The following is a 23304-nucleotide window of genomic DNA, read 5'->3' as shown; positions in this document are numbered from 1 at the left end:
TCGTCCCGCACCCGGGCCAGGTGACGCGCTGCCCGTTGGTCGGCCGCCGTGAAGCCCGCCCGGATCGCTGGAGAGCCACGGTCAGCGAAGGCGATCTCGACCACCTGCGGTCGATCGACGCAATGCCGGTCGACCGCAGGTGGCGTGGGAACGGTCGATCGTCAGGCCGTTCGGTAAGTGATCCAGGCTCGGCCCGCTTGCGCCGCTTCGTTGCGGATGCACACCGAGCGGGTGAGTTCGGCCGGTGGCCTGGACGTCTGGGGTTCTCCGCTGTGGCGGCGGCAGGGGGTTGACCTCAATGTTAGTTGAGGTTCTAGTGTCCCTCTCGACCGACGATGAAGGGGGACGGCATGAGGGTTGCGGGGTTCACCGAGCCAGGAGGGCCGGACGTGCTGAGCATCCTCGACCTGCCGGTGCCCGAGGCCGGGCCTGGGGAGGTGCGGGTGCGGGTGCGGGCGGCCGGGGTGCAGCCGTTCGATCTGGCCGTGCGGGAGGGGTGGAGGCCGCCGGGGACGCCGGAGGGCTTCCCGCGCGTGCCCGGCAACGAGTTCGCCGGGGTGGTCGACCAGGTCGGCGCTGAGGTGACCGGGGTGCGGGCCGGCGACGAGGTGGTCGGCAACTGCCGGCTCAACGCCTACGCCGAGTACGTCGTCGTCCCCGCCGGGGCGCTGGCCGCCAAACCCGCGAGCATGCCGTGGGACGTGGCGGGCGGTTTCCCCGCCGCCGTGATGACCCCGCACATCGCGCTGGAGGAGATGGGCGTCGGCCCCGGCGACACGCTGCTCGTGCACGCGGCGGCGGGCGCGGTCGGGACGGTCGCCGTCCAGCTCGCCCGCATCGCCGGGGCCTCGGTCATCGGCACGGCGAGCGAAGCCAACCACGAGTACGTGCGGTCGATCGGCGCGACCCCCGTCGCCTACGGCGACGGTCTGGAGGAGCGCGTGCGCGCCCTCGCGCCGGGCGGCGTCGACGCCGCCCTCGACGGCGCCGGCGGCCACGCCCTGGACGTGTCCCTGAGCCTGGTCAAGGACCGGAGCCGGATCATCACGCTCGTCGAGCACGGCCGCGCCGCCGAGCTGGGCGTCCGGATCACGCCCGACCGGCGCTCGGCCGCCCGCGTCGCCGAGGCCGCCCGGTTCTACGACGAGGGGCGGCTGCGCATCCACGTGCGCGGAGCCTTCCCGCTCGACCGCGCCGCCGACGCCCACCGCGAGGTCGCGACCGGCCACGGCCGCGGCAAGGTCGTCCTTCTGATGGACGGCGCGCTCTAGTACTCCGCCGCGGCGATTCCGGCGAACGAGCGGATGAGCGGGTCGGTGTCGGCGCTGTTCCAGGCGACGACGAGGCGGCTGGGCGGCATGTCGTCCAGGGGGACGACCGTGAGCCCCTCGGGCGACGGATGGGTGAGCGGCATCAGCCCGATCGTCCCGTTCCACAGGACGGCCTGAAGGCACTCGTGGGCGGTGCGGACCACCGGCCCCTCCTGGAGATCGCCGGCGGGCGTCCAGTAGGCACGCCAGACGGGATCGGTCCCCTCTGGCAGCCGGAACCATCGGCGGCCCTCCAGATCGTCCAGGCGGAGGGCCTCCCGGTGGGCGAGCGGGTCATCGGTGCGCAGGACCACCCCGACGGGGTCGGTGCGCAGCACGCGGGTACTGACGCCGCTCTCGTCGAACGGCGCCCGGGTGAACGCGATGTCGGCCAGGCCGCCCCGCAGTCCGGCGGTCGGATCGGCGAAGTCGGCCTCGCGGATGCGGACGCGCACCTCCGGGTGACGCCGGCGGAACGCGGCGACGAGCCCGGTACCGCCTTGCTGGACGCTGTCGGCGAGCGTGCCGATGGTCAGGGCGGCGCCGCCGGCCGCGGCGGCGACCCGCGCACGCGCCCGTTCCGCCCGCTCCAGCAGCGTGCGCGCCTCGCCGTAGAGGACGGTCCCCGCCGCGGTGAGCGCGACACCGGCCGGCGAGCGCTCCAGAAGGACGGCACCGAGATCGGTCTCCAGCTGCTTGATGGCCCGGCTCAGCGGCGGCTGGGTCATGTGCAGGCGGGCGGCGGCGCGTCCGTAATGCCGCTCCTCTGCCACGGCCACGAAGTAGCGCAGCGCACGTAGGTCCATCAGCGGCGATGATACCCGCGTGGTATCGGGGGTGCCGGATCGGTGTTGGACGCCCCGGCACCGTCCGCGATGAGGTGGACGGGCCGTCGCCTTCTGAGGAGTCCGTCATGGCCGAATACGTGCTGCCCGACCCCGCCGTGCAGGTCACCGGAGCGGAGGAGATCGACCGCGACCTCCTCGTCATCCCGAACCGGCGCGTCCCGCTGGTGCCCAACATCGGCGTCATCGGGGGGACGCATTCCGTCCTGGTCGTCGAGACCGGATTGGGCACGGACAACGCCGAGGCCGTCCTCAAGTTCGCCGCCGACCACGCCGGCGGCCGCAAGCTGTATCTGACCACGACGCACTTCCACCCCGAGCACGCGTTCGGCGCCCACGTGTTCGGCGAGGAGGCCACGTACCTGGCCAACGAGGCGCAGGCCGACGATCTCGCCACGAGGGGCGCCGGCTACCTCGGCATGTTCACGGGGCTCGCCGAAACCGTCGCCCGGCGCCTGGAGGGCGTCGATGTGGTCGCCCCGGACGTCGTCTACCGGGATTCCTACGACCTCGACCTCGGCGGACGTCGCGTGGAGCTGCGCGCCGCCGGCCGGGCGCACAGCAGGGGAGACCAGGTCGTCACCGTGCCGGACGCCGGGGTGATGTTCACCGGCGACCTGGTGGAGTCCGGCCAGTTCGCGATCTTCCCGTGGTTCCCGCCGCACGACACCGACGTGTCCGGCGTCCGCTGGATCGCGGTGATGGAGCGGCTGGCCGCCGCAAGGCCCCGGACGGTGGTCCCCGGCCACGGCCACATCGGCGGCCCGCGGCTGCTGGCCGACGTCCGCGACTACCTGCGCCTCCTCCGTGACGAGACCTGGGTCCGCCGCGACTCCGCGATGAGCGAGGAGACCATCATCGAGGAGGTCAGGGCCCTCATGCTCGATCGGCACCCCGAGTGGGAGGGCCGGGATTGGATAGAGAAGGGCGTTGCCTGCCTATGCGCCGAGCACCCGCACTCCTAGCGCGGCACGTGTTCGTAGGTGCCGTTGTGGTGTTCGTACAGGGGGTCTGGGGTGTTGAGGGCTTCGGCGCGCAGGGAGCGTTTGAGGACCTTGTTGGTCGGGGTGCGGGGTAGTTCCTCGACGATGCGGACGTAGCGGGGCGTCCACTTCGTGCCCAGGTCCGGTTGCGCCGCCAGGAACGCCGTGAAGGCCGGGGGGTCGAACGTGTGGTCCGGTGCCAGGGACACGGCCGCCATCACCTGGTCGCCGACGTGCTCGTCCGGGACGGCGTAGACGGCGACGTCCGAGAACGCCTCGAAGCGGGACAGGAGGCGTTCGACCGGGGCCGCCGCGATGTTCTCGCCGTCCACGCGCAGCCAGTCGTCGTCGCGGCCGGCGAAGTACCAGTAGCCGGCCGCGTCGCGGTAGGCGAGGTCGCCCGACCAGGTCCAGCCGTCGCGGACGCGCCGGGCCGTCGCCTCGGGGTTGTTGTAGTAGCCCTCGAACTTGGCGGCGCCCATCGTGTCGACGATCTCGCCGATGGCCTCGTCGGCGTTGAGGAGCACGCCGTCGGCGTCGAACTCGGCGCGCGGGCACTCCCGGAGGGTCGCGGGGTCGACCACGATGGTGCCGGCCTCGGCGACGCCCAGGGACCCGGGCGGCGTGCCGGGGACGCGGTTGAGCCGGATCTCGCCCTCGCTCGACCCGTAGGAGTCGATGACCGTGCAGCCGAAGCGGCGGGCGAACTCGGCGATGTCGCGCTCGTTCGCCTCGTTGCCGAAGGCGATGCGGAGAGTGTTGTCGGCGTCGGACGGTTTCTCTGGGGTGGCCAGGATGTAGCTGAGCGGCCTGCCGACGTAGTTGAAGAACGTGACGCCGAAGCGGCGGACGTCCGGCAGGAAGCCCGAGGCCGAGAACTTGCGGCGCAGGACGACGCGCCCGCCCGTGGCGACTGCGGGGGCGATCCCGGCCATCAGGGCGTTCGAGTGGAACATCGGCATCACGACATAGAACACGTCGTCGCGGGTGAGGCCGCGCCGGTCGCGCTGCTGGACGGCGATCCGGCCCAGCCTGCCCTGCGTGCAGATCACCGCCTTGGGCGCGGAGGTGGTGCCCGAGGTGAACACCAGGGAGAAGATCGTCTCCGGGGCGACCGGGGAGGTCGCGGCCGGCGGCGCCGACACGCGCTCGGTGTACGCGGGGTCGTCGACGTTCAGGGACGGGACGTCGGTGAGGTCTTCCAGGAGGGGCGCGCGGGAGGTCTCGGTGACCAGCAGGGCGCAGCCGGTGTGGGTGATGTCGCGGGCCAGCTCCGCACCCCGCCGTGTCGGGTTCAGCTCGACGACCGGGACTCCGGCGAGCGCCGCGCCCAGCAGCCAGAACAGGTGCTCCGGGCCGTTCTCCAGGAACAGGCCCACGTGCCCGTCCAGATCGCGGACGAGGGAGGCGCGACGCCGGGACTCCTCCACGACCTCGCGCCACGTCCAGGACCGGTCCTCGAAGCACAGGCCCGTGCGGTCGTCGTCACCGCGCGCCGCGACCAGCTCGGCGAACGCGGCCTCGCGCGCCGGCCGGTCGTCGCCCAGCACGGCCGTCCTCTCAGCCACCGCGCCACCTCCGGACGGGACGTGTCTCGATCGAGTCGATCCGCTGCTCGCGGCGGGCGAAACGCCAGGTTCCGGCGTCGAGCCGGTAGGCGTCGGTGTAGCGGCAGTGCCAGACCAGGTCCGACGCGCCGGTCAGGTGGTGGGCGACGCAGGCGATCTCCCCGGTGGCGGTGCCCGGCTCGGGCCCTGTGTCGAACACCTGCCCCACGAGCGCGTGGAAGGTGACCGGTATGCCGTTCAGCACCGCCAGCGTGTCCTCTATCTCCGCGCGTCCGGTGAAGGCGCGCACCGGGTCGAGGTCGGCGGGGGCGTCGGGCAGGACGAGCACCGCGTCCTCGGCGAACAGGCCCGCCATCGCGCCGATCTCGCGGCGGTCGGCGTGCAGCGCGTACCGGGCGACCAGGTCGCCCAGGGCCAGCCGGTCGGCGACGTCCAGCGTCATGGCAGTCCCAGGCGCTCGGCGCAGGCCGACAGCTCGTTCCTGGCCTCGTTCAGGTCCTTCGTCGGCCGGCCGCTCAGGACGAGCCGGTCCGCGCCCAGAGCGGCGAGCTTCGCCGCCTTCTCCGGCGTGACCGCCCGCAGCGAGTGCCCGAGGGTGAGTTCGAGCGCGTCCGGGTCACGGCCGTTGCTCTCGGCCTCCTCGCGCATCAGCGCGACCAGGGCCTTGAGCTCCTCCCCCGCCACCCCGAGCGGCTGGAAGCCGTCGCCGTACCGGCCGGCGCGGCGGGCGGCGGCCTTCGTGTGCCCGCCCACGTGGATCGGGATCCCGCCCCGCTGGACGGGCTTCGGGTAGCTCATCGCCCCCGTGAACCGGAAGAACTCCCCCTCGTGGGTCGCTCCGTCAGGCGCGGTGTCGGCCCACAGCGCGCGCAGCACCTGGATCTGCTCGTCGCCGCGCCGGCCGCGCGAGGCGAACTCCGCGCCGCACGCCTCGATCTCCTCCCGCATCCAGCCCATGCCGACGACGAGCCGCAGCCGCCCGCCCGACAGCGCGTCGACCGTCGCGAGCCGCTTCGCCAGCACCACCGGGTGGTGGTCCGGCAGGACGAGGACGCCCGTGGCGAGCCCGATCCGCGCGGTCCGGCCGGCGAGGAACGCCAGCAGGTCCAGCGGGTCGGGGATGTCCAGGTCGTCCGGCAGCGCCATCCTCCCGGACGGGTCGTAGGGGTAGACGCTGGTGTAGCCGCTCGCCACCACCGCGTGCTCCACCGCGCCGACCGACTCGAACCCGCAGGCCTCGGCGTGCCGGGCGTACTCGCCGATCCACGCGGGATCGGCGGTGACGCCGGCCGCGACGGGGAGCAGGACCGCGTACCTCACCCGCTCCCCTTGAGCCGCGCGGCGGCGGCGCGTCCGGCGCGGCGGCCGAAGAACGTGCCGTCGCCGAGGGACGTCCCGCTGACGTAGCCCTCGCCGTGGATGCCGGAAGCCGTGCGCCCCGCCGCGTACAGGCCGGGGATCGGCTCACCGGAGAGGTCGCGGACCTCGCCGTCCACGGTGGTGTCCAGGCCGCCGAGGGTGAACCCGCCGGCTCCCGTTCCGGCGCCCTGCCTGCCCGCGCCGAAGAACCCGTCGCGCGGGTCGATCGCGGCGAACGGCCCCTTCAGCGGACGCAGCCACTTGGCGTCCTTGTGGAAGTAGGGGTCCTCGCCCTTCTCGGCGTACCGGTTGTAGGTCTCGACCGTCTGCTCCAGCGAACCGGACGGCAGGCCGAGGGACTCCTCCAGCTCCGCGATCGTCTCCGCCGCGTGCTTGGGGTGGACGCCCCACATGTCCGCTTCGGCGATCTCGTCGTACCCGGCCTCGTCGATGATCGCCCAGTAGGGGCCGGGCTGGTGCTGGACGGCCCGGTGGCTGAACAGGCCCGGGTAGACGTCCTCGTTGATGAACCGGCGGCCGAGGCCGTCCACGAGCATGCCCCGGCAGATGACGGCGGGGTTGGCGGTGAGCGCGATCTCCACCGTCGCCATCCGGCGGGTCGCGGCGCCGAGCGCGGCCGCCATCCGGATGCCGGACCCGTCGCTGGTGCCGTCGCTGACCTTGTCGTGCCCGAGCAGCACCGGCGCGTGGTCGGCGAGCATCTCCTCGTCGTCGACGAACCCGCCGGAGGTGAGGACGACGCCCCTGCGCGCCCGGTAGGCGACCCGCTCGGAGAACGCGCGCGCGACGACCCCGGCCACGCGGCCGTCACCGTCCACGACGAGGTTGGTGGCGTAGGTGTCCCGGTGGGTGGCGGCGCCCGCCTCGGCAACGGCCGCGATCAGCTTCTCCATCAGGATCCCGCCTGCGAACATCGGCGTCTCCGGGCGGTGCCCGCGCGGCGCGGGCCGGGCGATCGTGTTGTACGGCCAGGCGTTCTCGCCGAGCCACATCAGGCCGTCGTCGGTGTGCGGCATCCAGCCCGGCGCGTCGAACAGGCTCTCCTTGAACGGGACACCGCGCGCGCGGAACCACTCGAAGTGCTCGACGCTCCCGTCGCAGTACAGGCGCAGCTTCTCCTCGTCGGCGTGCGGGCCGAGCGCCGCCTTGAGGAAGGCGAACATGTCGTCCGGCGTGTCGTCGAAGCCGCACGCCTTCTGCACCCGCGTGCCGCCGCCGAGGTACAGCTCCCCGCCCGACTGCGCGGACGTCCCGCCAGGGCCGCTCGACCGCTCCAGGACGAGGACGTCCGCGCCCGCCGCCGCGGCCTCGTACGCCGCCGCCGCGCCGGCGGCCCCGAAGCCGACCACCAGCACGTCGCACTCGTGGTCGACGTCCACCTCGGCGGTGGGGACCGGTTCCACCGAAGGCCTCGCCACCGGCGTCAGCCCTTCTTCCGCGGCGTGAACGCGGCCAGCGGCTCGGAGCCGGACCAGTCGTGGCCCCAGTAGCTGTCCTTGGTGATCTCTTCGGCGGTGTAGTAGGCCTCGTCCACGAGCAGCCCCTCGCAGCCGTACTCGATGTCCCAGCCGCCGGGCGCCCGGACGTAGAACGACACCATCTTGTCGTTGGTGTGCCGGCCGAGCGTGGAGGAGATCGAGAACCCCTTCGCCGTGACGGCGTCCAACGCGATGCCGACCGCGTCCAGCGAGTCGACCTCCACCATCAGGTGGACGAGGCCGGGCGCGCCGTCGTGCGGGGCCGGGCAGATGGCCGCGCTGTGGTGGCGCTGGTTGACGCCCATGAACCGGATCCGGACCGGGCTGCCGCCGACCTTCATCGCGCCGCGCGGCAGGAACCCGAGGACCTCGTTGTAGAACGCGGTGGTCTCGGCGAAGTTCGGGGTCGGCAGGACGACGTGGCCCATGCCCATGGCGCCGGTGACGAACTTCTGCGCGAAGCCGGTGCGCAGGGGGCTGTGGTCGAGCACCGGGCCGAAGAACACCTCGACGGGCGTCCCGCCCGGGTCGGTGAACGCGATCACCTCCTCGGCGTCGCGCTCGGCGGCCTCCTTCGGCTTCAGCGCCGTGACGGCCGTCCCGGCCTTCTCGACGGCCTCGCGGACGGAGGCGAGCGCGTACTGGTCGCGCACCTCCCAGCCGACGGCCAGCACCCGGTCGTCGTCCCCGGGCAGCAGTTGCAGGCGCGACCGCCGCTCGTCCATGCGCAGGTACAGCCCGTCCGGGTCGGGGCCGCTCCCCTCGGCGAACCCGAGCCCGTCGAGGGCGAACTCGCGCCAGCGGTCGATGTGCCGGGTCTGGACCCTGAGATAGCCCAGCCCTCGGATCTGCGTCATGACGCTCCTTTGGTCGTCGAGCGGAGCTCGTCCGTTGAATGGTGGTGGGTGGGGGCTGGAGGACGGTTAGATCATCGAGCGCATCGGGCCCTGCGGGGGCTCGACGTCCAGGTCCGTCAGGGCGGAGACGTGGTAGACCGAGCCCGGGACGTGGATGGCGTGCGCCAGCCCGACGTGCGCGTCCCGCCAGAACCGCTGGATCGGGTTGTCCGTCCGCATCGCGTTCCCGCCGGACCGGACGACGATCTCGTTCATCGCCTGCACCGCCCGCCACGCCGCGCGGACCTGCGTGCGGCGGCCGGCGGCGCGCTCGGCGAACGTCGGCACGTGCCCGGAGGCGACCATGTCGTACATCCGCGAGCAGTTGTCGAGCAGCGCGGTGCGGGACGCCTTGATCTCCTCGGCGGCCTCGCTGATCGCGTACAGCACGTACGGGTCGTCCTTGATCTTGGTGCCGGTGATCTGGACGCGGTTGCGCTGGTACTCCAGGTGGTGGTGCAGCGCTCCCTCGGCGATGCCGATCACCGCGGCGGAGATGCCGAGCGGGAACACGCAGGAGAACGGCATCAGGTAGGACGGGTTGGTCAGCCCGGCCTCGCGCGGCGCGGAGCCGTCCACGACCTTGGTGTACTCCAGCGTCCGGTACGCGGGGACGAACGCGTCCCGGACGATGATGTCCTTGCTGCCGGTGCCCTTCAGCCCGGCGACGTCCCAGGAGTCCTCGACGATCTCGTAGTCCGAGCGCGGCAGGATGAGGTGCAGCGAGCGGGGCGGCATCGCCATCTTGCCCTCGTCGTCGCCGAGCATCCCGCCGAGGAAGATCCAGTCGCAGTGGTCGGTGCCGGAGGAGAACTGCCAGCGGCCGTTGAACACGTACCCGCCGTCGACCGGCCGGGCGATGCCCATCGGCGCGTACGGGGACGCGATCCACGTGTCGGGGTCCTCGCCCCAGATCTCCTCGCGGACCTTCGGGTCGGCGTAGGCCAGCTCCCACGGGTGGACGCCGACGATGCCGGCGATCCAGCCGGTGGAGCCGTCCAGGGCGGCGATGCCCATGACCGTCTCGGCGAACTCCCGGGGGTGCACCTCCAGGCCGCCGTGCGCCTCCGGCTGGAGCAGCCGGATCACGCCCGCGTCCTTCAGGATCTGCGCGGCCTTGTCGTCGAGCCTGCCGAGGGCCTCGTTGGCGGGGCCGAGCTCGCGGATCTGCTCCGCCCTCTCCATGATCGTGTCGAGCACGCGGTTCGCCATCGCCTGTCTCCCGTATGTGTCGTCAGCCGTCGTAGGTGATCTTCAGCCGGTCGGTGACCGGCCTCGCCTGACAGGCGAGGATGAGGCCGTCGGCGAGATCCCGCTCGTCGAGGACCGAGTTGGCGTCGAGGGTGACCTCGCCCTCCAGCTTCACGCAGGCGCACGCCGAGCAGTTGCCCTCGCGGCAGGAGAAGGGGGCGTCGACGCCCGCGCGCAGCAGCGCGTCGAGGAGCCGTTCGGACCTCGGCCAGGGGACGGTCCGCGTCTCGCCGTCCATCTCGACCTCGATCTCGCCCGCGTCGCCGTCGTCGGGCGCCTCCTCGGGGGCCTCCGGGTTCTCGAACGGGTCGCCCTCCAGCGAGAAGAAGCGCTCGGCGTGCACCCGCGCGCCGAGCCCGGCGAGCGTCTCGGTGACCAGGTCCATGAAGACCTCGGGCCCGCACACGAAGACGGGGCGGCCCGCGTACGGGCCGGCCAGGGACCGGACGGCCGCGGCCGTCGGGAGCCCCTGCACCGACTCCAGCAGGTGGACGACCGTGAGCCGCTCGGGGTACCGCTCGGTCAGCTCCCGCAGCTCGGCGGCGAAGATGACCGACCGCTCGTCCCGGTTGGCGTACAGGAGCGCGACCCGCGCGGTGCCGCCGGCCAGGCACGACTTGAGGATCGACATGACCGGCGTGATGCCGCTGCCGCCCGCGACGAGCAGCAGGTCGTCGTCCAGCGAGGGCGGGGTGAACGTGCCCGCCGGGCGCAGCACCTCCAGCACGTCGCCCGCCGTGACGTTGTCGCAGATCCAGTTGGACCCGAGACCGTCCGCGACCCGCTTCACCGTCACCTTCAGCCGGTCGTCGGTGAGCGGCGAGCTGCACAGCGAGTAGCAGCGCGCGACCCAGCCGTCCTCGGACGGGACCCGGACGGTGAGGAACTGCCCGGGGCGGTAGGTGAACCGGTCCCGGTCGCCCTCGGCGGGTTCGAGGACGAGCGAGTGCGCGTCGGCCGTCTCGTGGACGACCTCCACCACCCGCGCCTTGAGTGCCGTCATGACCGTCAGGTGGCCTTCCCGGTGGGCGCGCCCGCGGCGTGCCGGGCCGCGATGTAGCCGAACACGATGGACGGGCCGATCGTCGCGCCCGGTCCCGCGTACTCGTTGCCCATCACCGACGACGAGGAGTTCCCCGTCACGTACAGGCCCTCGATGGCCGTCCCGTCCTCGCGCAGGACGCGGGCGTGCTCGTCGCTGACGAGGCCGCCCTTGGTGCCGAGGTCGCCGACCTCCAGCCGGAACGCGTAGTACGGCGCGGTTTCCAGGACGTCCAGGTTCGGGTTCTTCAGGTTCGGGTCGCCGTAGTAGCGGTCGTAGGCGGAGTCACCGCGGCCGAAGTCGGGGTCCTTGCCCGCGCGGGCGTACCCGTTGAACGTCTCGACGGTCTCGGCCAGCGCGTCCGCCGGGACGCCGATCTTCCCGGCGAGCTCGGCGAGCGTGTCCGCCTTGAAGGCGATGCCCTTGTCGTAGAACGCCTTCGGGATCGGGGCGCCGGGGAGGATCTGCGCGAACGGGTAGCGGGCGCGGGCCTTGGCGTCCATCACGAACCACGCCGGGACGTGCCCGCCCTCCAGCTGGTCGTGGACGAAGTTGACGTACGGCGCCGCCTCGTTGGTGAACCGCGTCCCGTCGTGCGACACGATGACCTGCCGCGGGATCGCGCGCTCGGACACCAGCGGGATCGTCGCGCCGGCCGGGTGCCGGACGGCGGGCATCCACCACGCGTCGTCCATCAGGTCCAGCGCCGCTCCGAGGCGCTCGCCCGCGCGGATGCCGTCGCCGGTGTTCTCGCGGGCGCCCATCGCGAAGTCCTCCTGGCCGCCCTTGGGGAGGTACTTGTCGCGCATCTCCTGGTTGTGGTCGAAACCGCCGGTGGCGAGCAGGACGCCCTTGCGGGCCCGGATGCGCAGGGTCGTGCCGTCGCGCTTCGCGGCGACGATGCCGGTGACGCGGCCGTCCTCGGTGACCAGCTCGGTCATCGCGGTCCGCAGCCAGAGCGGGATGCCGGCGTCCTTCAGCGCCATCCGGAGCCGGGCGACGAGGGCGCGCCCGCCGGTCGCCATGTGCCGGCGCCGGACCATGTTGGACGAGACGCGCCACGCCGCCACCAGCGACGCGCGCCGTCCCGCCCACGTGCGCTTGGCCATCGCGAGGTCGTGGTAGTCCTTCGCCGTGACCCACAGGCCGAGGGGGCCCTTCATGTTGTTCGGCCGCTGGTACTTCTCGTCCTCGCCGAGCTTGCGGGTGTCGAACGGCCTGGCCTCGACGGACCGGCCGAGCGGCCGCCCGCCCTCCAGCTCGGGGTGGTAGTCGGCGTAGCCCTTCGTCCAGAAGAACCTCACCCATTTGCTCTTGCCGATGAGCTCCATGGCGGCGGGGCCGTTGTCGACGTAGGCGTCGAGCCGCGCCGCGGCCACGCGGCCCTCGGTGAGCAGGTCCAGGTAGCGGCGGACCGACTCGCGGCTGTCGTCGTGGCCGCGCGCCTTCAGCGTCGGGTTGTTCGGGATCCAGATGCCGCCGCCGGACAGCGCGGTGGAGCCGCCGAACTTCTTGCCCTTCTCGACGACCAGCGCGCTCAGCCCCTCGTCGTGCGCGGTCAGCGCGGCCGTCATGCCGCCGCCGCCGCTTCCGACGATCACCAGGTCGTACTCGTGGTCCCACTCGCTCAGTGCCTCTTGCGGGGGGACGACCCCCCGCTCCCCCCGGTTCGCTTCGCTCATCAGTGCCTCTTGCGGGGGGACGACCCCCCGCTCCCCCCGGTTCGCTTCGCTCATCAGAGGTCGTCCTTCCGGGTCAGGAACGCCAGCACGGCGCTCTCCCAGGCGGACTTCGCCTCGATCATCACCCAGTGCCCGCAGTTCGGGAAGATGGTCACCTGGACGTCCGGGATCGTCCGCATCGGCACGAGGACCATGTCGACGGGGCTGACCCGGTCGTCCCGTCCCCAGGTGATGAGGGTCTTCGCCTTGAGCCTGTGCAGCATCGCCCAGTACGGCGGCTCGCCGGACGCGGCCATCGCCTTCGCGCGGGCCGCCATCGCCTTCGACCCGTACATGCGGCGGGCGGAGGCGAGCGTGTCGGGGTCGGTGGCCTGCCGCCAGCGCTCCTCGACCATCTCCTCGGTGACCGTCCGCGGGTCGAAGACCATCGAGTTCAGCCACCGGACCAGGCCCTCGCGGGTCGGGTTGTCGGTGAACTCGGCCAGCAGCCGGATGCCCTCGCCGGGCGCCGGGCTGAACAGGTTGGTCCCGATCCCGCCGATGGTGACCAGCCGCCCGACGCGGTCCGGGTGCCGCAGCGCCACCTGCGTCGCGATGATGCCGCCCATCGAGTTGCCGATCACGTCCACCTGGCCGAGGCCGAGGCCGTCCAGGAACCGGACGACCGCGCCGCCCGCGGCCATCATCGGGTGCTCGCCGGTCGGGTCGCTCACCCCGAAGCCCGGGAACTCCAGGACCAGGCACCGGAAGTGCTCGGCGAAGCGGGCGAGGTTGCCGCGGTAGTTCCGCCAGCCCGTCACGCCGGGACCGGACCCGTGCAGCAGGAGCAGCGGCGGGCCCTCACCCGCCTCGTGGTAGCGCAGGACGCCCTGGTCGGTGGCGAGCTCGCGCAACGTCGACTCGTAGGTCAGCTCCGCAGGCATGATCTCCCAGTCCTTCGACGGTGGCTTGTCCGGAACGTAATCGGCGGGGCGGCACGGTCACGCGATGGATCCCGATCAGCGGGACGTGCGGCGCGGCGCGGCCCCGGCGGCCCGCCGCGGCGCCCGCTTCCACTCATCGGGACGCGGGCGCGTGGCCGGCGCGGGACGTGCCTACGTTCGGGGCTCACCGGCCGCTCCTTGGCCGGCCCCGCGCTCGCCCCACCTATTGGACATGTCGCATATTTGATATGACGCCCTAACCGTTCGCAGCCCCGAGGTGACCAGATGCCAGCCGAGCCAGCGCTCACGTCCGCCCCCGAGGCCGCCACGGCCGCGCCGGAGCCGGTGGACTTCCGGAAGGCCATGGCGGAGTTCGCCACCGGCGTCACCGTGGTCACCGCGGTCGACGACGGCGAACCGGTCGGCTTCGCCTGCCAGTCGTTCGCGTCGGTGTCGCTCGAACCGCCGCTGATCCTGTTCTGCGCCGACAAGCGCGGCCGGTCGTGGCCGCGGATCCGGTCGGCGGGGCGGTTCTGCGTGAACGTGCTCGCCGAGGAGCAGCGCGACCTGTGCGAGCGCTTCGGATCGAGCCGCGGCGCCAAGTTCGAGGGCCTGGACTGGCAGGTGTCGCGGTGGGGCGCCCCGACGCTGCCGGACGTGCTGCTCGCGGTGCACGCCGTGGTGCACGACGTGCACGAGGCGGGCGACCACGAGGTGGTGATCGGCCGCGTGCTCGCGGTGGAGCGGCACGAGGTGGTGGACGGCGTCTGGCGGCGGCCGATGGTGTTCTTCCGCAGCAGGTTCGGGGTCGGCGAGCCGGACGCGCCCATCGCCCCCGACCCCTGGGGCATCGGCGACCGCTGGGGCTGGGGCTGAGGTCACCTCCGGTCGCCCGTCACATCCAGTCGCCCCTCACATCCAGTCGCCACGGCCGTCCACCGCGAGCAGCCGGTTCATCGTCTCCGGCGACCAGGACGCCTCCTCGCCCGCCGGGGAGCCGCCGCGCCGGCGGCCGCGGGCGCCCGCGCGGGCGCCCGGCGCCGAGCCGGGGAACAGGATCTGGGACGCCTCCCGCGCGGCGGTCACCACCAGCGGCGCCACGTTCTCCAGCGGCGCGCGGATGTCGCCGGCCAGCGAGATCCCCGCGACCGGCCCCTCCGCGCCGCGGACGGCCGCGGCCACGCAGGAGATCCCCGGGTAGGACTCGCCGCGCTCGAACGCCAGGCCGCGGCGCTGCCGGACCCGGTGCAGTTCCTGGTGGAGCGTGCCCAGCTCCCCGATGGTGCGGCTGGTGAACCGGCTGATCCCGGCGGACAGCAGCGCGTCCACCCGCTCGGGCTCCAGCCAGGCCAGCATCGCCTTGCCGAGCGCCGTGCAGTGCGCCGGGGCGCGCCCGCCCACCCGCGACGGGACGGAGGCGGCCAGGCGCCCGCCGAGCTTGTCCAGATAGAACACCTCGGCGCCGTCCAGGACGGCCAGGTGCGCGACGAGTCCGGTGGTGACCTGCAGCTCGTGCAGCAGCGGCGCTGCGGCCTCGCGGATCTTGCCGTGCCCGCCGTCCTGGCCGCCGAGGCCGAGGGCGCGCTGGCCGAGCCCGTAGCCGAACGAGTGGTGCGCGAGCCAGCGCTGCTTCACCAGCTGGTCCAGGATCCGGTGCGCGGTCGAGCGCGGCAGCCGGGTGCGGCGGGCCACGTCCTCCAGGGTGAGCCGCGCGGTCGGGCCGTTGAACGCGTCGAGGATCAGGGTCATCCGCTCGATCATCGACGGCGGCGACTCGCGGCGCGCCGGCCCGGCCGTCATGGTCTCCGGCGTCGCTGCCTCCGGCGTCAGGGCCTCGGTCATCGCACCTCCTGGAACATGACTGAAATGAATTCTTGTTACCAGGAATGTAGCAATCGCTTGGTCCAGACGGAAGGGGTGCCGTAAGTCCAGGTCAGCCGGAGATCCGGCGGTCCGTGCCGCGTCCCAGGTCGGGCCGTGTGCGGTGATAGAACGTGTTCCTACTCACGGGGCGGGCACGCCCCGCCGCGTCATGGACGGCCGCCGCCGAACCATTCGCCGGCGGAGCGGGACGGGGGCTCGGGGACGGCGTCGCGCGTCCCGCCCGCGTCCGGCGCGCCCTGCGGCCGCCCGCGCGAGGCGAGGCGCTCGCGGAGCTCGGCCTCGGCGCGCGCGTCCTCCTCGGTCGGCGACATGGCGATGATGAGCAGCAGGACCGTCGCCACCACGCCGACGCCGACCACGAGCGGCAGCACGAAGTCGATCGCCCCCGCCCCGGAGGGCGACTCGGTGCCGTGGTGCGCCTCGACCCGCATGGCCGCCATGCCGGTGTAGTGCATGCCGCACACCGCGATCCCCATGATCGCCGCCGCGCCGGCGGTCGCCGCCATGCCGGTGACCCGGACGCTGAACCACAGCGCGACGGTCGCCGCCACCAGCGCGATCACCACCGACAGCCCGACCAGGGCGGGCCGGTAGCCCACGTGCGCGGACATGTTCATGGCCTTCATGCCGGTGTAGTGCATGCTCGCCACGCCGGCCCCGGTGATCAGGCCGGCGGCGATCACCACCGGCGTCCCCGACCCGCCGAAGCCGACCAGGAACAGCCCGACGGCGACGACCGCGATCGCGGTGAGGCAGCTCAGCAGGGTGAGCGGCACGTCGTAGCGGATCTCGGTGTGCGCGACGCTGAAGCCGAGCATCGCGATGAAGTGCATCACCCAGATGCCGGTGCCCCCGATCGCCAGCGCGGCGAGCGCCAGCCAGTAGGCGCGCGAGCCGCCGGCGGACGCCCGCGCGCGGGTCGTGCACAGCAGCCCCAGCAGCGAGCCGACGAACGACATGACATAGGCGGCCGCCGGTGTCAGCGGCCCGTAGGCGAAGTGATGGACCTCCGTCATGAGACTCCCCCGGGAACGTTCCATCCAGTGATCGCCGCATCATAACGACGGTGATCATGACGAAACCCGTGCGCGACCAGGGGAATACTGGCCGGTATTGGACGAGCCGTCACCAGGCGGATCCGTGCGGCGCCGCTGCGTCAGAAACGGGGGATCCGGGGCGGCCCCGCCCCGCGGAACCGCTCCGTCAGGGGGTGATGGCCATGGCCGCGAGGACGCGGGCGGCCAGCTCGTCGTCGCCCTTCGTCTCGACGGTGACGGCGTCGGGGGCGCAGCGCCCCGCGGTCAGGCGGACGTAGGTCTCCCAGTCCATCGCCAGCTCGGCGGTGGACGACCCGGAATCGGACCGGTGGCCACGGCCGTCCTCGTCCACCGTGACCGCGGCGCGGAAGTCGGGCGGGCCGGTGATCGCGAAGCTCACGGACCGGCCGGGCCCGGCCTTCGCGCGGCGGGCGACGATGAGCGGGAGGCCGCGGCTCATCAGCTCCCAGAAGCAGTGCGCCGCCGGGGCGTCCAGGTTGCCGGGACGGCCGACCGCGCGGCGGATGTCCTGCTCGTGGGTCCAGCAGTCCATGGCGCGGAACTTCATGAGCCGCGAGTACGGGCCCTCCCTGCCGTCCGGGCACATGACGATCTTGTCGGGGTCCAGGCCGGGCAGCTGGGCGAGGCGGCGCTCCAGCACGTCCGCCAGCTCCGCGGCCACGTCCGGCCCGGGGACGGGGCGCCGCGCGTGCACCGCGATCTCCAGATACCGGCCGAAGTCGTTGCGGACGTGCTCGAACTCGGGAAGCTCGACCTCGGGGGCGGGGTCCCCGAGGAGGTCGTGCTCCACCCCGGCGAGGTGGGCGAACTGGTCCTTGACCGTCCAGCCGGGGCATTCGGTCGGCCGGTCCCAGTCGGCCTCGCCGAGCGTCCCCGCGAGCGCGAGGGCCGAGCGGAGCGTCTGCTCGTAGGCGGCGGTGTTGGCCTGCATCTCGGTCATGTCAGCCTCCATCTGCCCGACGAGCTTAGAGCCGCCCCGGCCGGAGCGCCCGGCCGGGACGGCCCAGGGCGCCCGGCCGGGACGGCCCAGGGCGCTCAGGCGTCGAGGGCGCCGCCGATCACGGTCGCGTAGGCGGCCTCGCCCCGGGCGTTGGGGTGGAGCGGGGCGGCGGCGTTGAGCGGCACGTAGCCCTCGATCCAGCGCCTGGACGCCGACTGGCAGGCGTCGTGCCCGGCGCTGGGGGCGACGAGGTCGATGTAGGTGGCGCCGCGGGCGGCGGTCTCCCGGCGGATGACATCGTTCATGGCGTTGACGGCGCCCTGCAGGAAGTTGGCGTCCACCGGCAGGACGGGCTGGACGGGCCAGCAGCCGTCCTTCTTGATGTAGAGGCCGTAGCCGGTGACGACGACGCGGGCCTGCGGGGAGCGGGCGCGGATGCCGTCCAGGACGGCGGCGAGCCGGGGGCCGAGGTCGCGGGTGCGCTGGGCGACCCGCTCCTCGAACTCGCCCTTGCACGGGGTGGCGGTCGGGTCGAGATTGACGCAGTCCTCGGCGACCCCGACGAGGCCGACGTCGTTGCCGCCGATGGTGAGGGTGACCAGCGTGGTGGACGGGCGGAGCGCGTCGAGCTGGGGCGGGACGGTGCCGGTGTCGACGCCGCCGACGCTGGTGCTCTGCGGGGCGGTCATGTGCGAGGTCTTCGCGCCGCTGCACGTGACGTCCCGGAGGGAGGCGCCGAGCTCGGCGGCCAGCTCGTGCGGGTAGTTGCGGGTGGAGCGCCCGCATCCGATCGGACCGGTGATGTCGGGGATGAGGGGCCCGGAGGCCATCGAGTCGCCGAGGGCGACGTACTCCACGGTGGCCGCCTGGACGGGCGCCGCGACCGCGCCGAGGGCGGCCCCGGCCAGGACGATCGCGCCGACCATGCCGTTGAACAGACGCTTCATGGTGACTCCCGGCGTCATGGACGATGTCGCCGTGATCGTCCAGAATCTGGACACACCGTTCAATTGGCGTGAAAACAGACTCTTCCGGGAGCCGTTGTGACGCGGGACAACCTGCCGCCGCTGTGCATGGCCGGACGGCCGATGGCGGCCCGTCTGCGGGCCCGCGCGCCGCGGCTGACCCGCCGCGTGGTCGCGCGGCTGCTCGCCGAGCTGCCCGTCTACGCGGAACTGCCGCAGGAGGAGGTCGCCGGGGACGTCGCCGGGATCGTCCAGCACAGCCTGCGGCAGTTCGCGGACGTGCTGGAGCGGCGCCGGCCCGCCGCGCCCGGCGAGTTCGCCCGCCAGCGCGACTCGGCGGCGCTGCGGGCCGAGGAGGGCGTGCCGCTGGACGCGATCCTCGCCGCGTACCAGATCGGCGCGGCGATGGCGTGGGACGAGCTGACCGCCGGCGCCGAGCCGGCCGACCTGCCCGCCCTCCAGGAGGCGCTCGGCTACTTCCTCGACTTCCAGCGGCTGCTGATCTCGGCCGTCAGCGCCGCCTACCTGGAGGTCCGGCAGATCCTCGACAGCCAGGAGCACGGCGGCCGGCACGCCCTGATGACCGCGCTCCTGGACGGTGACGCCACCGGCCACCGGCCGGCGCCCCGCTACGCCGTCCTAACGCTCGCGTTCGCCCCGCATCCGGACGAGTTGGGCGCGGGGCGGCGCGCCCGGATCGCGGCCCGCCGCAAGATCCGCCGCGTCCGCACCGTCCTGGACGACGTCGCCGACGAGCCCGCCCTCACCGCCCTGGACGCCTCGGGCGGGACGGCCCTGCTCCCCTTCTCCGCCGGTGAGGACGTCCTGCGCGACCTGGTGACGGCGGCGGCGAAGGCGGCCGGCATCGGCGTCACGGCGGCGGCGGAGATCACCGGCCCCGCCGGGGTCCCCGCGGCCGTCACCCGCACCTCGGAGATCATGGAGCTGGTGCGCCGCGCGGGCCGCCCGCCCGGCCTGTACCGGCTCGCCGACGTCCTGCTGGACTACCAGCTGAGCCGCCCGAGCGGCGCCCTGCCCGCGCTCGCCGGGCTGCTGGCGCCGCTGGACCGCAAGCCCGACCTGCTGCGCACCCTGGAGCACTACCTGGCCTGCGACCTGAACCGCCGGGCGACCGGTGCGGCCCTGCACGTCCACCCGAACACGGTGGCCTACCGGGTCCGCCGCATCAGCGCCCTCACCGGCCTGGACCCGTCGTGCCCCGGGGACCTCCGGCTGCTGCACGCGGCGCTCGTCGCCCGGCGCTCGCTGGCCTGACCGTCAGGCGTGGTCGATGCGGAGGTGGAGGTCGAGGGTCGCCAGTTCGAGGTGCGGCTCGTGGCAGCGCTCGCACGCCCATACGCCGCTCGGCACGGTGAAGCCGCGCGCGGCGGCGTCGTCGCGCGCGCAGAGCAGCGTGTAGGTCTGGACGAGGCCTCGCCACGTCCGCCGGATCGCCGATGACATTCCCGCTCCCCCCGGAGCCGTACGTTCGTATTCGGCCCAGGATATGGCAACGGGAATGTCAAGGCGAAACGCCGGGGGTCACTGCCCGATCTTCACCCCGGGCTGGCCCTGCCGGTACTGCAGTGGCCGGGCGGCTCGCCGGCCGCGGGCCTCGGCCGCGCCGCGGACCCGGAAGAGCGGCAGGATCGTCCGCCCGAAGGTGTTCTCCATCATCATCGCCGCCGCCGCGTACAGGGCCAGCACCGCCGTGACGACGAACAGCCAGCCGCCGACGTCCGACGCCCAGTCGGACGGGGCCCAGAAGCCGCCGGCGGTGAAGCCCGCCGCGGCCGACAGGCACGCCAGGAGCACCGCCAGCACGAGGTTCTCGGCCAGCGCGGCGAGCGCGCACAGCCCGGTGATCGCCGCGAGGGCGATGTACCAGAACGCGAAGCCCTCGCTCGGGTTCCCGGGGACCGGAGCGAGTGCCGCGGGGAAGGCGCCCACGCTCACCAGCGCGAACAGCAGGCCCCAGGCCGTCCAGAACGCGCCCCACATGCCGTGTATCGCGGTGGCGATCCCGTCGCGCGCCCGGTAGGCCCACATGCCCGCCAGGATCTGGGCGATGCCGGCGAAGAGCACCAGCGGCCACAGGATCAGCGGGGTGAGGGGGCCGCCGTACCACTCGGCCTCCCAGGCGCCGACCATCATCGCCGCCGTCGCGAGCCCGAACAGCCCGAGGATGGACGGTGCCGCGATGGGCTGCAGGAAGATGCGGGTCCGGTCCTCCCAGAACGCGTGCTCGCCGGGTTCGTCCACGCCCCGGCCGGGTGCGGCCGTGGCGGCGCCGGGAGTCGCCATGCCCCCCGCCTGGCCGGCCATGCCCTGACCTGACATGCCTTGGCCCGACATGCCCTGGCCCGCCGCGCCCTGACCGGTGTGCTCGCCGGGCGCCGGCGGGGCGGCACGCTCTTTACGCCTTGCCATGAGATCCCCCTGTGGAATTCGGAGAGCTGTAAATGCGTCCCTAACCGGGGTATTGGCGACCAAACAGTCGGACATTCACCTTTCCCCGGTACAAACGGGGACATTTACGGAGAATTCGAACCGACGTGGGGATCCGATGAACGTCAGCGCCGCGGACGGCAGTGGATCTGCAGGCCGGGGGACGTGTGCCAGCCGATCATCGCGAAGAGCCGGTCGATGTGCGGCGAGACCGCGTGCAGGACGAGCAGCCGGCCGTGCTCGTCGAGGTCGCGGGCGGCCTTGGTGAAGGCGCGCAGGCCGGCGACGTCCACGAACTCCACGGCGGTCAGGTCGACGTGCAGGTCACCGGGCATGCGGGCCTGGGCGGCGTGCAGGGCATTGCCGACGTCCGGGGCGTTGGAGACGTCGATCTCGCCGGACATCTGGAGCCGGGGCGACGCCGACGCGGCCGCGATGCGCAGCAGCGCCGTGTCGTGCTCGACGATGTCGTAGCGGGGCGCCGCCGCCCGCGCCCCGGAGTCGAGGCCGCCCTCGCCGTCGGTGATCCGCCAGACCGTCATCCGCTCCTCGCCCTCGACGGGGCGCCGCTACCGTGCGCGGCCCCGTATATGCCAGGCTCTCACCTGTCGGCACCTTCTGAACCCCACCGGGCGGATTTCATGGACGAGAAGGCGATTCTGGAACGTATCAACGAGTTCATCGAGGAGGAGCACGCGCTCCGGCAGGCGCACGAGCGGGCCGAGACGAGCAATGCCGACGCGCAGCAGCGGCTGCGGCGGCTGGAGGTGGCGCTCGACCAGTGCTGGGATCTCCTGCGGCAGCGGCGGGCCCGCATCGCGGCGGGACAGAACCCCGACGACGCCGAGGTCCGTCCCGCCGCGGAGGTCGAGAACTACCGCCAGTAGCCCCTCACGGGACCCTGCCGGTACCCCCTCACGGGACCATCCAGCCGAGCACGCCGGTCGACTGCAGGCCCGACAGCAGGCACATCCCGGCGAGGAACAGCAGGCTCCAGAGGACGACGCGGCGGAAGATGTCCCCCTCGCGCCCGTCCAGGCCCACCGCCGCGGCGGCGATGGCGAGGTTCTGCGGGGACACCATCTTGCCGAGGACGCCGCCGGAGCTGTTGGTCGCGGCCATCAGCACCGTCGACAGGTCGGCCTTGTTCGCGGCCGTGACCTGCAGGGCACCGAACAGCGAGTTGGACGAGGTGTCCGACCCGGTGACGGCGGTACCGAGCCAGCCGAGGATCGGCGACAGCAGCGCGAACCCGGCGCCTGCCCCGGCCATCCAGGTGCCGAGCGTGACCGTCTGCCCGGAGGCATTCATCACGAACGCGAGGGCGAGCACGGCCATCACGGTGACGATCGCCCACTTGAGCTGGACGAGGGTCGTCCAGTAGGCGCGCAGGGCCTTGCCGAAGCCGATCCCGAGGGCGGCCATGCTGATCAGCCCTGCGACGAGCATCTGCGTTCCGGGCGTCGTCAGGTAGTTGAAGCTGAAGGTGGGCAGGGTCAGCGGCCGGCCGGTCGGACCGGTGAGGTCCAGACCGGGCCAGGAGAACGTCCGCGTGGCCTTGTCCAGGAGGTCCTTGACCTGGTCGATCTGGCAGACGACGAAGACCGCGATGATGATCGCGTAGGGGGCGTAGGCGCGGGCGACCTCGGCGCGCGAGTCCTTGGCGCGCTCGTCCTTGGCGCCGCCCTCGACGCGGGCGGCGAACTCGGGAGTGGGCTCGTCGGCGGCGCCGCCGGCGACGGGCGCGGGCTGGGCGGGCGTCGCGGAGGGCCGCAGCCGGACGACGAGCACGACCGCGGCGGCCGAGACCAGCGACGCCACGACGTCGGCGAGCGGCACCGAGATGAAGTTCGCGGTGATGTACTGCGCGACGCCGAACGCGGCGCCGCAGAGCAGGGCGGTGGGCCAGGTCTCGCGGAAGCCGCGCCGCCCGTCCACGATGTAGACGAGCACGAGCGGGACGAACACGGCGAGGATGGGGGTCTGCCGGCCGACCATGGCGCCGAGCGTGTCGCTGGACTCGCCGGTGACCTTGCCGAGGGTGAGGATCGGCGTCGCCATCGCGCCGAACGCGACCGGCGCGGTGTTGGCGGTGAGGGCGAGGACGGCGGCCTTGATCGGCTGGAAGCCGAGCGCGATCAGCATGACCGAGGTGACCGCGACGGGCGTGCCGAACCCGGCAAGCGCTTCCAGCAGCGCGCCGAACGAGAACGCGATCAGCACGGCCTGCAGCCGGCTGTCGTCGCTGACCTGCGCGAACGACCGGCGGAGCACGTCGAAGTGCCCTGTCGTCACGGTCATGTTGTAGACCCAGAGGGCGTTGATGACGATCCACAGGATCGGGTAGAAGCCGAACGCGGCACCCTCGGTCGCGGCGAGGAACGCCTGGTCGGCGGGCATCCCGTACGTCCAGACGGCGACCAGTAGGGAGACGGCCAGCGCGATCAGGGACGCCAGCCACGCGCGCATGCGGACGCCGCCGAGCAGGACGAACAGCACGGCCAGCGGCAGCGCGGCGACCAGGGAACTCCAGCCGAGCGAGTCGGCGACGGGATCGAGGACCTGCTGGTACACGGCGATCACCTCGCGGGTAGGGAGCACGCCCCCGAGCAGATGATCGATACCCATCCGCATGACGCGGATCACCTAGA

23 protein-coding genes are annotated in these 23304 nt (G+C 72.9%); 5 read left to right on the top strand and 18 right to left on the bottom strand.

Annotation, left to right across the window (positions count from 1 at the left end):
- The first annotated feature begins 350 nt into the window (after window positions 1-350).
- The gene (locus tag K8Z49_RS39590; protein ID WP_412516611.1) at window positions 351-1271 is read left to right on the top strand and encodes an NADP-dependent oxidoreductase; all 921 of its coding nucleotides are present in this window, start codon (window positions 351-353) and stop codon (window positions 1269-1271) included.
- Here the strand turns inward: K8Z49_RS39590 and K8Z49_RS39585 are convergent.
- Window positions 1268-2116, bottom strand: coding sequence for a LysR family transcriptional regulator (locus tag K8Z49_RS39585; RefSeq protein ID WP_412516609.1), 849 nt, complete (start codon window positions 2114-2116; stop codon window positions 1268-1270). The two genes, K8Z49_RS39590 and K8Z49_RS39585, sit on opposite strands and share 4 nt — an antisense overlap.
- Before the next feature lie 107 nt (window positions 2117-2223).
- Here K8Z49_RS39585 and K8Z49_RS39580 point away from each other — a divergent pair, with 107 nt between their 5' ends.
- A complete protein-coding gene (locus K8Z49_RS39580; protein ID WP_412516607.1) occupies window positions 2224-3120 on the top strand; it encodes an MBL fold metallo-hydrolase in 897 nt (298 codons plus the stop codon).
- Here the strand turns inward: K8Z49_RS39580 and K8Z49_RS39575 are convergent.
- From K8Z49_RS39575 to K8Z49_RS39535, 9 genes are all read right to left on the bottom strand, one after another.
- Window positions 3117-4706: an AMP-binding protein gene (locus tag K8Z49_RS39575; RefSeq protein ID WP_412516605.1), complete on the bottom strand. Its 1590-nt coding sequence runs from the start codon at window positions 4704-4706 to the stop codon at window positions 3117-3119. The genes K8Z49_RS39580 and K8Z49_RS39575 overlap by 4 nt on opposite strands.
- Window positions 4699-5148 (bottom strand): nuclear transport factor 2 family protein, encoded by a 450-nt coding sequence (locus tag K8Z49_RS39570; protein WP_412516603.1) that lies wholly within the window; start codon window positions 5146-5148, stop codon window positions 4699-4701. Before K8Z49_RS39570 ends, K8Z49_RS39575 begins: the two co-directional genes overlap by 8 nt.
- On the bottom strand, window positions 5145-6026 hold the full coding sequence (locus tag K8Z49_RS39565) for an LLM class F420-dependent oxidoreductase (protein ID WP_412516601.1): 882 nt from the start codon (window positions 6024-6026) through the stop codon (window positions 5145-5147). Before K8Z49_RS39565 ends, K8Z49_RS39570 begins: the two co-directional genes overlap by 4 nt.
- Window positions 6023-7489, bottom strand: coding sequence for an FAD-dependent oxidoreductase (locus tag K8Z49_RS39560; RefSeq protein ID WP_412516599.1), 1467 nt, complete (start codon window positions 7487-7489; stop codon window positions 6023-6025). Before K8Z49_RS39560 ends, K8Z49_RS39565 begins: the two co-directional genes overlap by 4 nt.
- Before the next feature lie 20 nt (window positions 7490-7509).
- Window positions 7510-8421: a VOC family protein gene (locus K8Z49_RS39555; RefSeq protein WP_111831974.1), complete on the bottom strand. Its 912-nt coding sequence runs from the start codon at window positions 8419-8421 to the stop codon at window positions 7510-7512.
- 66 nt (window positions 8422-8487) lie between these two features.
- Entirely contained in the window at window positions 8488-9672 is a 1185-nt protein-coding gene (locus K8Z49_RS39550; protein ID WP_412516596.1) for an acyl-CoA dehydrogenase family protein, read from the bottom strand.
- Between the two features lie 22 nt (window positions 9673-9694).
- The gene (locus K8Z49_RS39545; RefSeq protein ID WP_111831975.1) at window positions 9695-10714 is read right to left on the bottom strand and encodes a ferredoxin--NADP reductase; all 1020 of its coding nucleotides are present in this window, start codon (window positions 10712-10714) and stop codon (window positions 9695-9697) included.
- 5 nt (window positions 10715-10719) lie between these two features.
- A complete protein-coding gene (locus K8Z49_RS39540; protein WP_412516592.1) occupies window positions 10720-12435 on the bottom strand; it encodes an FAD-binding protein in 1716 nt (571 codons plus the stop codon).
- A gap of 53 nt (window positions 12436-12488) precedes the next feature.
- On the bottom strand, window positions 12489-13358 hold the full coding sequence (locus K8Z49_RS39535; protein ID WP_021596908.1) for an alpha/beta fold hydrolase: 870 nt from the start codon (window positions 13356-13358) through the stop codon (window positions 12489-12491).
- A gap of 285 nt (window positions 13359-13643) precedes the next feature.
- Between K8Z49_RS39535 and K8Z49_RS39530 the strand changes: the two genes are divergently transcribed.
- Window positions 13644-14234, top strand: a complete 591-nt coding sequence (locus tag K8Z49_RS39530) for a flavin reductase family protein (protein ID WP_021596907.1) — start codon at window positions 13644-13646, stop codon at window positions 14232-14234.
- Between the two features lie 36 nt (window positions 14235-14270).
- On the opposite strand, the gene K8Z49_RS39525 is transcribed toward K8Z49_RS39530, so the two are convergent.
- From K8Z49_RS39525 to K8Z49_RS39510, 4 genes are all read right to left on the bottom strand, one after another.
- The gene (locus K8Z49_RS39525; RefSeq protein WP_033331862.1) at window positions 14271-15200 is read right to left on the bottom strand and encodes an IclR family transcriptional regulator; all 930 of its coding nucleotides are present in this window, start codon (window positions 15198-15200) and stop codon (window positions 14271-14273) included.
- A 188-nt stretch (window positions 15201-15388) separates the two neighbouring features.
- Entirely contained in the window at window positions 15389-16258 is an 870-nt protein-coding gene (locus tag K8Z49_RS39520; protein WP_075023422.1) for an MHYT domain-containing protein, read from the bottom strand.
- A 187-nt stretch (window positions 16259-16445) separates the two neighbouring features.
- The gene (locus K8Z49_RS39515) at window positions 16446-17240 is read right to left on the bottom strand and encodes a maleylpyruvate isomerase family mycothiol-dependent enzyme (protein WP_021597872.1); all 795 of its coding nucleotides are present in this window, start codon (window positions 17238-17240) and stop codon (window positions 16446-16448) included.
- 95 nt (window positions 17241-17335) lie between these two features.
- Window positions 17336-18187: an SGNH/GDSL hydrolase family protein gene (locus K8Z49_RS39510; RefSeq protein WP_024935380.1), complete on the bottom strand. Its 852-nt coding sequence runs from the start codon at window positions 18185-18187 to the stop codon at window positions 17336-17338.
- A 96-nt stretch (window positions 18188-18283) separates the two neighbouring features.
- Here K8Z49_RS39510 and K8Z49_RS39505 point away from each other — a divergent pair, with 96 nt between their 5' ends.
- A complete protein-coding gene (locus K8Z49_RS39505) occupies window positions 18284-19480 on the top strand; it encodes a PucR family transcriptional regulator (protein WP_256255569.1) in 1197 nt (398 codons plus the stop codon).
- 3 nt (window positions 19481-19483) lie between these two features.
- Here K8Z49_RS39505 and K8Z49_RS39500 read toward each other — a convergent pair whose 3' ends face one another.
- The 3 genes from K8Z49_RS39500 to K8Z49_RS39490 all read right to left on the bottom strand — a co-directional run bounded on the left by K8Z49_RS39500 (window position 19484) and on the right by K8Z49_RS39490 (window position 21195).
- Entirely contained in the window at window positions 19484-19669 is a 186-nt protein-coding gene (locus tag K8Z49_RS39500; RefSeq protein ID WP_021597869.1) for a hypothetical protein, read from the bottom strand.
- A gap of 78 nt (window positions 19670-19747) precedes the next feature.
- Window positions 19748-20635 carry an acetate uptake transporter family protein gene (locus K8Z49_RS39495; RefSeq protein ID WP_412516587.1) on the bottom strand — a complete coding sequence of 296 codons (888 nt, stop codon included), beginning with the start codon at window positions 20633-20635 and terminating at the stop codon, window positions 19748-19750.
- A gap of 143 nt (window positions 20636-20778) precedes the next feature.
- Window positions 20779-21195 carry an STAS domain-containing protein gene (locus K8Z49_RS39490; protein WP_021597867.1) on the bottom strand — a complete coding sequence of 139 codons (417 nt, stop codon included), beginning with the start codon at window positions 21193-21195 and terminating at the stop codon, window positions 20779-20781.
- 99 nt (window positions 21196-21294) lie between these two features.
- Between K8Z49_RS39490 and K8Z49_RS39485 the strand changes: the two genes are divergently transcribed.
- Complete coding sequence (locus tag K8Z49_RS39485) at window positions 21295-21540, top strand: DUF2630 family protein (RefSeq protein ID WP_021597866.1); 246 nt, start codon at window positions 21295-21297, stop codon at window positions 21538-21540.
- Window positions 21541-21568: 28 nt separating this feature from the next.
- On the opposite strand, the gene K8Z49_RS39480 is transcribed toward K8Z49_RS39485, so the two are convergent.
- Window positions 21569-23281, bottom strand: a complete 1713-nt coding sequence (locus K8Z49_RS39480; RefSeq protein ID WP_218163823.1) for an L-lactate permease — start codon at window positions 23279-23281, stop codon at window positions 21569-21571.
- Between the last annotated feature and the right edge of the window lie 23 nt (window positions 23282-23304).

The organism is Actinomadura madurae, assembly GCF_047130825.1.
GTDB lineage: Bacteria > Actinomycetota > Actinomycetes > Streptosporangiales > Streptosporangiaceae > Spirillospora > Spirillospora madurae.
Note: the sequence above shows the minus strand (reverse complement) of the source record. Positions and strands in the feature narration are given on the sequence as shown.

Excerpts from the sequence above, each read along its gene's own strand:
- K8Z49_RS39590 (WP_412516611.1), top strand. The coding sequence starts at position 351 with ATGAGGGTTGCGGGGTTCACCGAGCCAGGAGGGCCGGACGTGCTGAGC.
- K8Z49_RS39585 (WP_412516609.1), bottom strand. The coding sequence starts at position 2,116 with ATGGACCTACGTGCGCTGCGCTACTTCGTGGCCGTGGCAGAGGAGCGG.
- K8Z49_RS39580 (WP_412516607.1), top strand. The coding sequence starts at position 2,224 with ATGGCCGAATACGTGCTGCCCGACCCCGCCGTGCAGGTCACCGGAGCG.
- K8Z49_RS39570 (WP_412516603.1), bottom strand. The coding sequence starts at position 5,148 with ATGACGCTGGACGTCGCCGACCGGCTGGCCCTGGGCGACCTGGTCGCC.
- K8Z49_RS39555 (WP_111831974.1), bottom strand. The coding sequence starts at position 8,421 with ATGACGCAGATCCGAGGGCTGGGCTATCTCAGGGTCCAGACCCGGCAC.
- K8Z49_RS39550 (WP_412516596.1), bottom strand. The coding sequence starts at position 9,672 with ATGGCGAACCGCGTGCTCGACACGATCATGGAGAGGGCGGAGCAGATC.
- K8Z49_RS39545 (WP_111831975.1), bottom strand. The coding sequence starts at position 10,714 with ATGACGGCACTCAAGGCGCGGGTGGTGGAGGTCGTCCACGAGACGGCC.
- K8Z49_RS39540 (WP_412516592.1), bottom strand. The coding sequence starts at position 12,435 with ATGAGCGAAGCGAACCGGGGGGAGCGGGGGGTCGTCCCCCCGCAAGAG.
- K8Z49_RS39535 (WP_021596908.1), bottom strand. The coding sequence starts at position 13,358 with ATGCCTGCGGAGCTGACCTACGAGTCGACGTTGCGCGAGCTCGCCACC.
- K8Z49_RS39530 (WP_021596907.1), top strand. The coding sequence starts at position 13,644 with ATGCCAGCCGAGCCAGCGCTCACGTCCGCCCCCGAGGCCGCCACGGCC.
- K8Z49_RS39525 (WP_033331862.1), bottom strand. The coding sequence starts at position 15,200 with ATGACCGAGGCCCTGACGCCGGAGGCAGCGACGCCGGAGACCATGACG.
- K8Z49_RS39520 (WP_075023422.1), bottom strand. The coding sequence starts at position 16,258 with ATGACGGAGGTCCATCACTTCGCCTACGGGCCGCTGACACCGGCGGCC.
- K8Z49_RS39515 (WP_021597872.1), bottom strand. The coding sequence starts at position 17,240 with ATGACCGAGATGCAGGCCAACACCGCCGCCTACGAGCAGACGCTCCGC.
- K8Z49_RS39510 (WP_024935380.1), bottom strand. The coding sequence starts at position 18,187 with ATGAAGCGTCTGTTCAACGGCATGGTCGGCGCGATCGTCCTGGCCGGG.
- K8Z49_RS39500 (WP_021597869.1), bottom strand. The coding sequence starts at position 19,669 with ATGTCATCGGCGATCCGGCGGACGTGGCGAGGCCTCGTCCAGACCTAC.
- K8Z49_RS39495 (WP_412516587.1), bottom strand. The coding sequence starts at position 20,635 with ATGGCAAGGCGTAAAGAGCGTGCCGCCCCGCCGGCGCCCGGCGAGCAC.
- K8Z49_RS39490 (WP_021597867.1), bottom strand. The coding sequence starts at position 21,195 with ATGACGGTCTGGCGGATCACCGACGGCGAGGGCGGCCTCGACTCCGGG.
- K8Z49_RS39485 (WP_021597866.1), top strand. The coding sequence starts at position 21,295 with ATGGACGAGAAGGCGATTCTGGAACGTATCAACGAGTTCATCGAGGAG.
- K8Z49_RS39480 (WP_218163823.1), bottom strand. The coding sequence starts at position 23,281 with ATGGGTATCGATCATCTGCTCGGGGGCGTGCTCCCTACCCGCGAGGTG.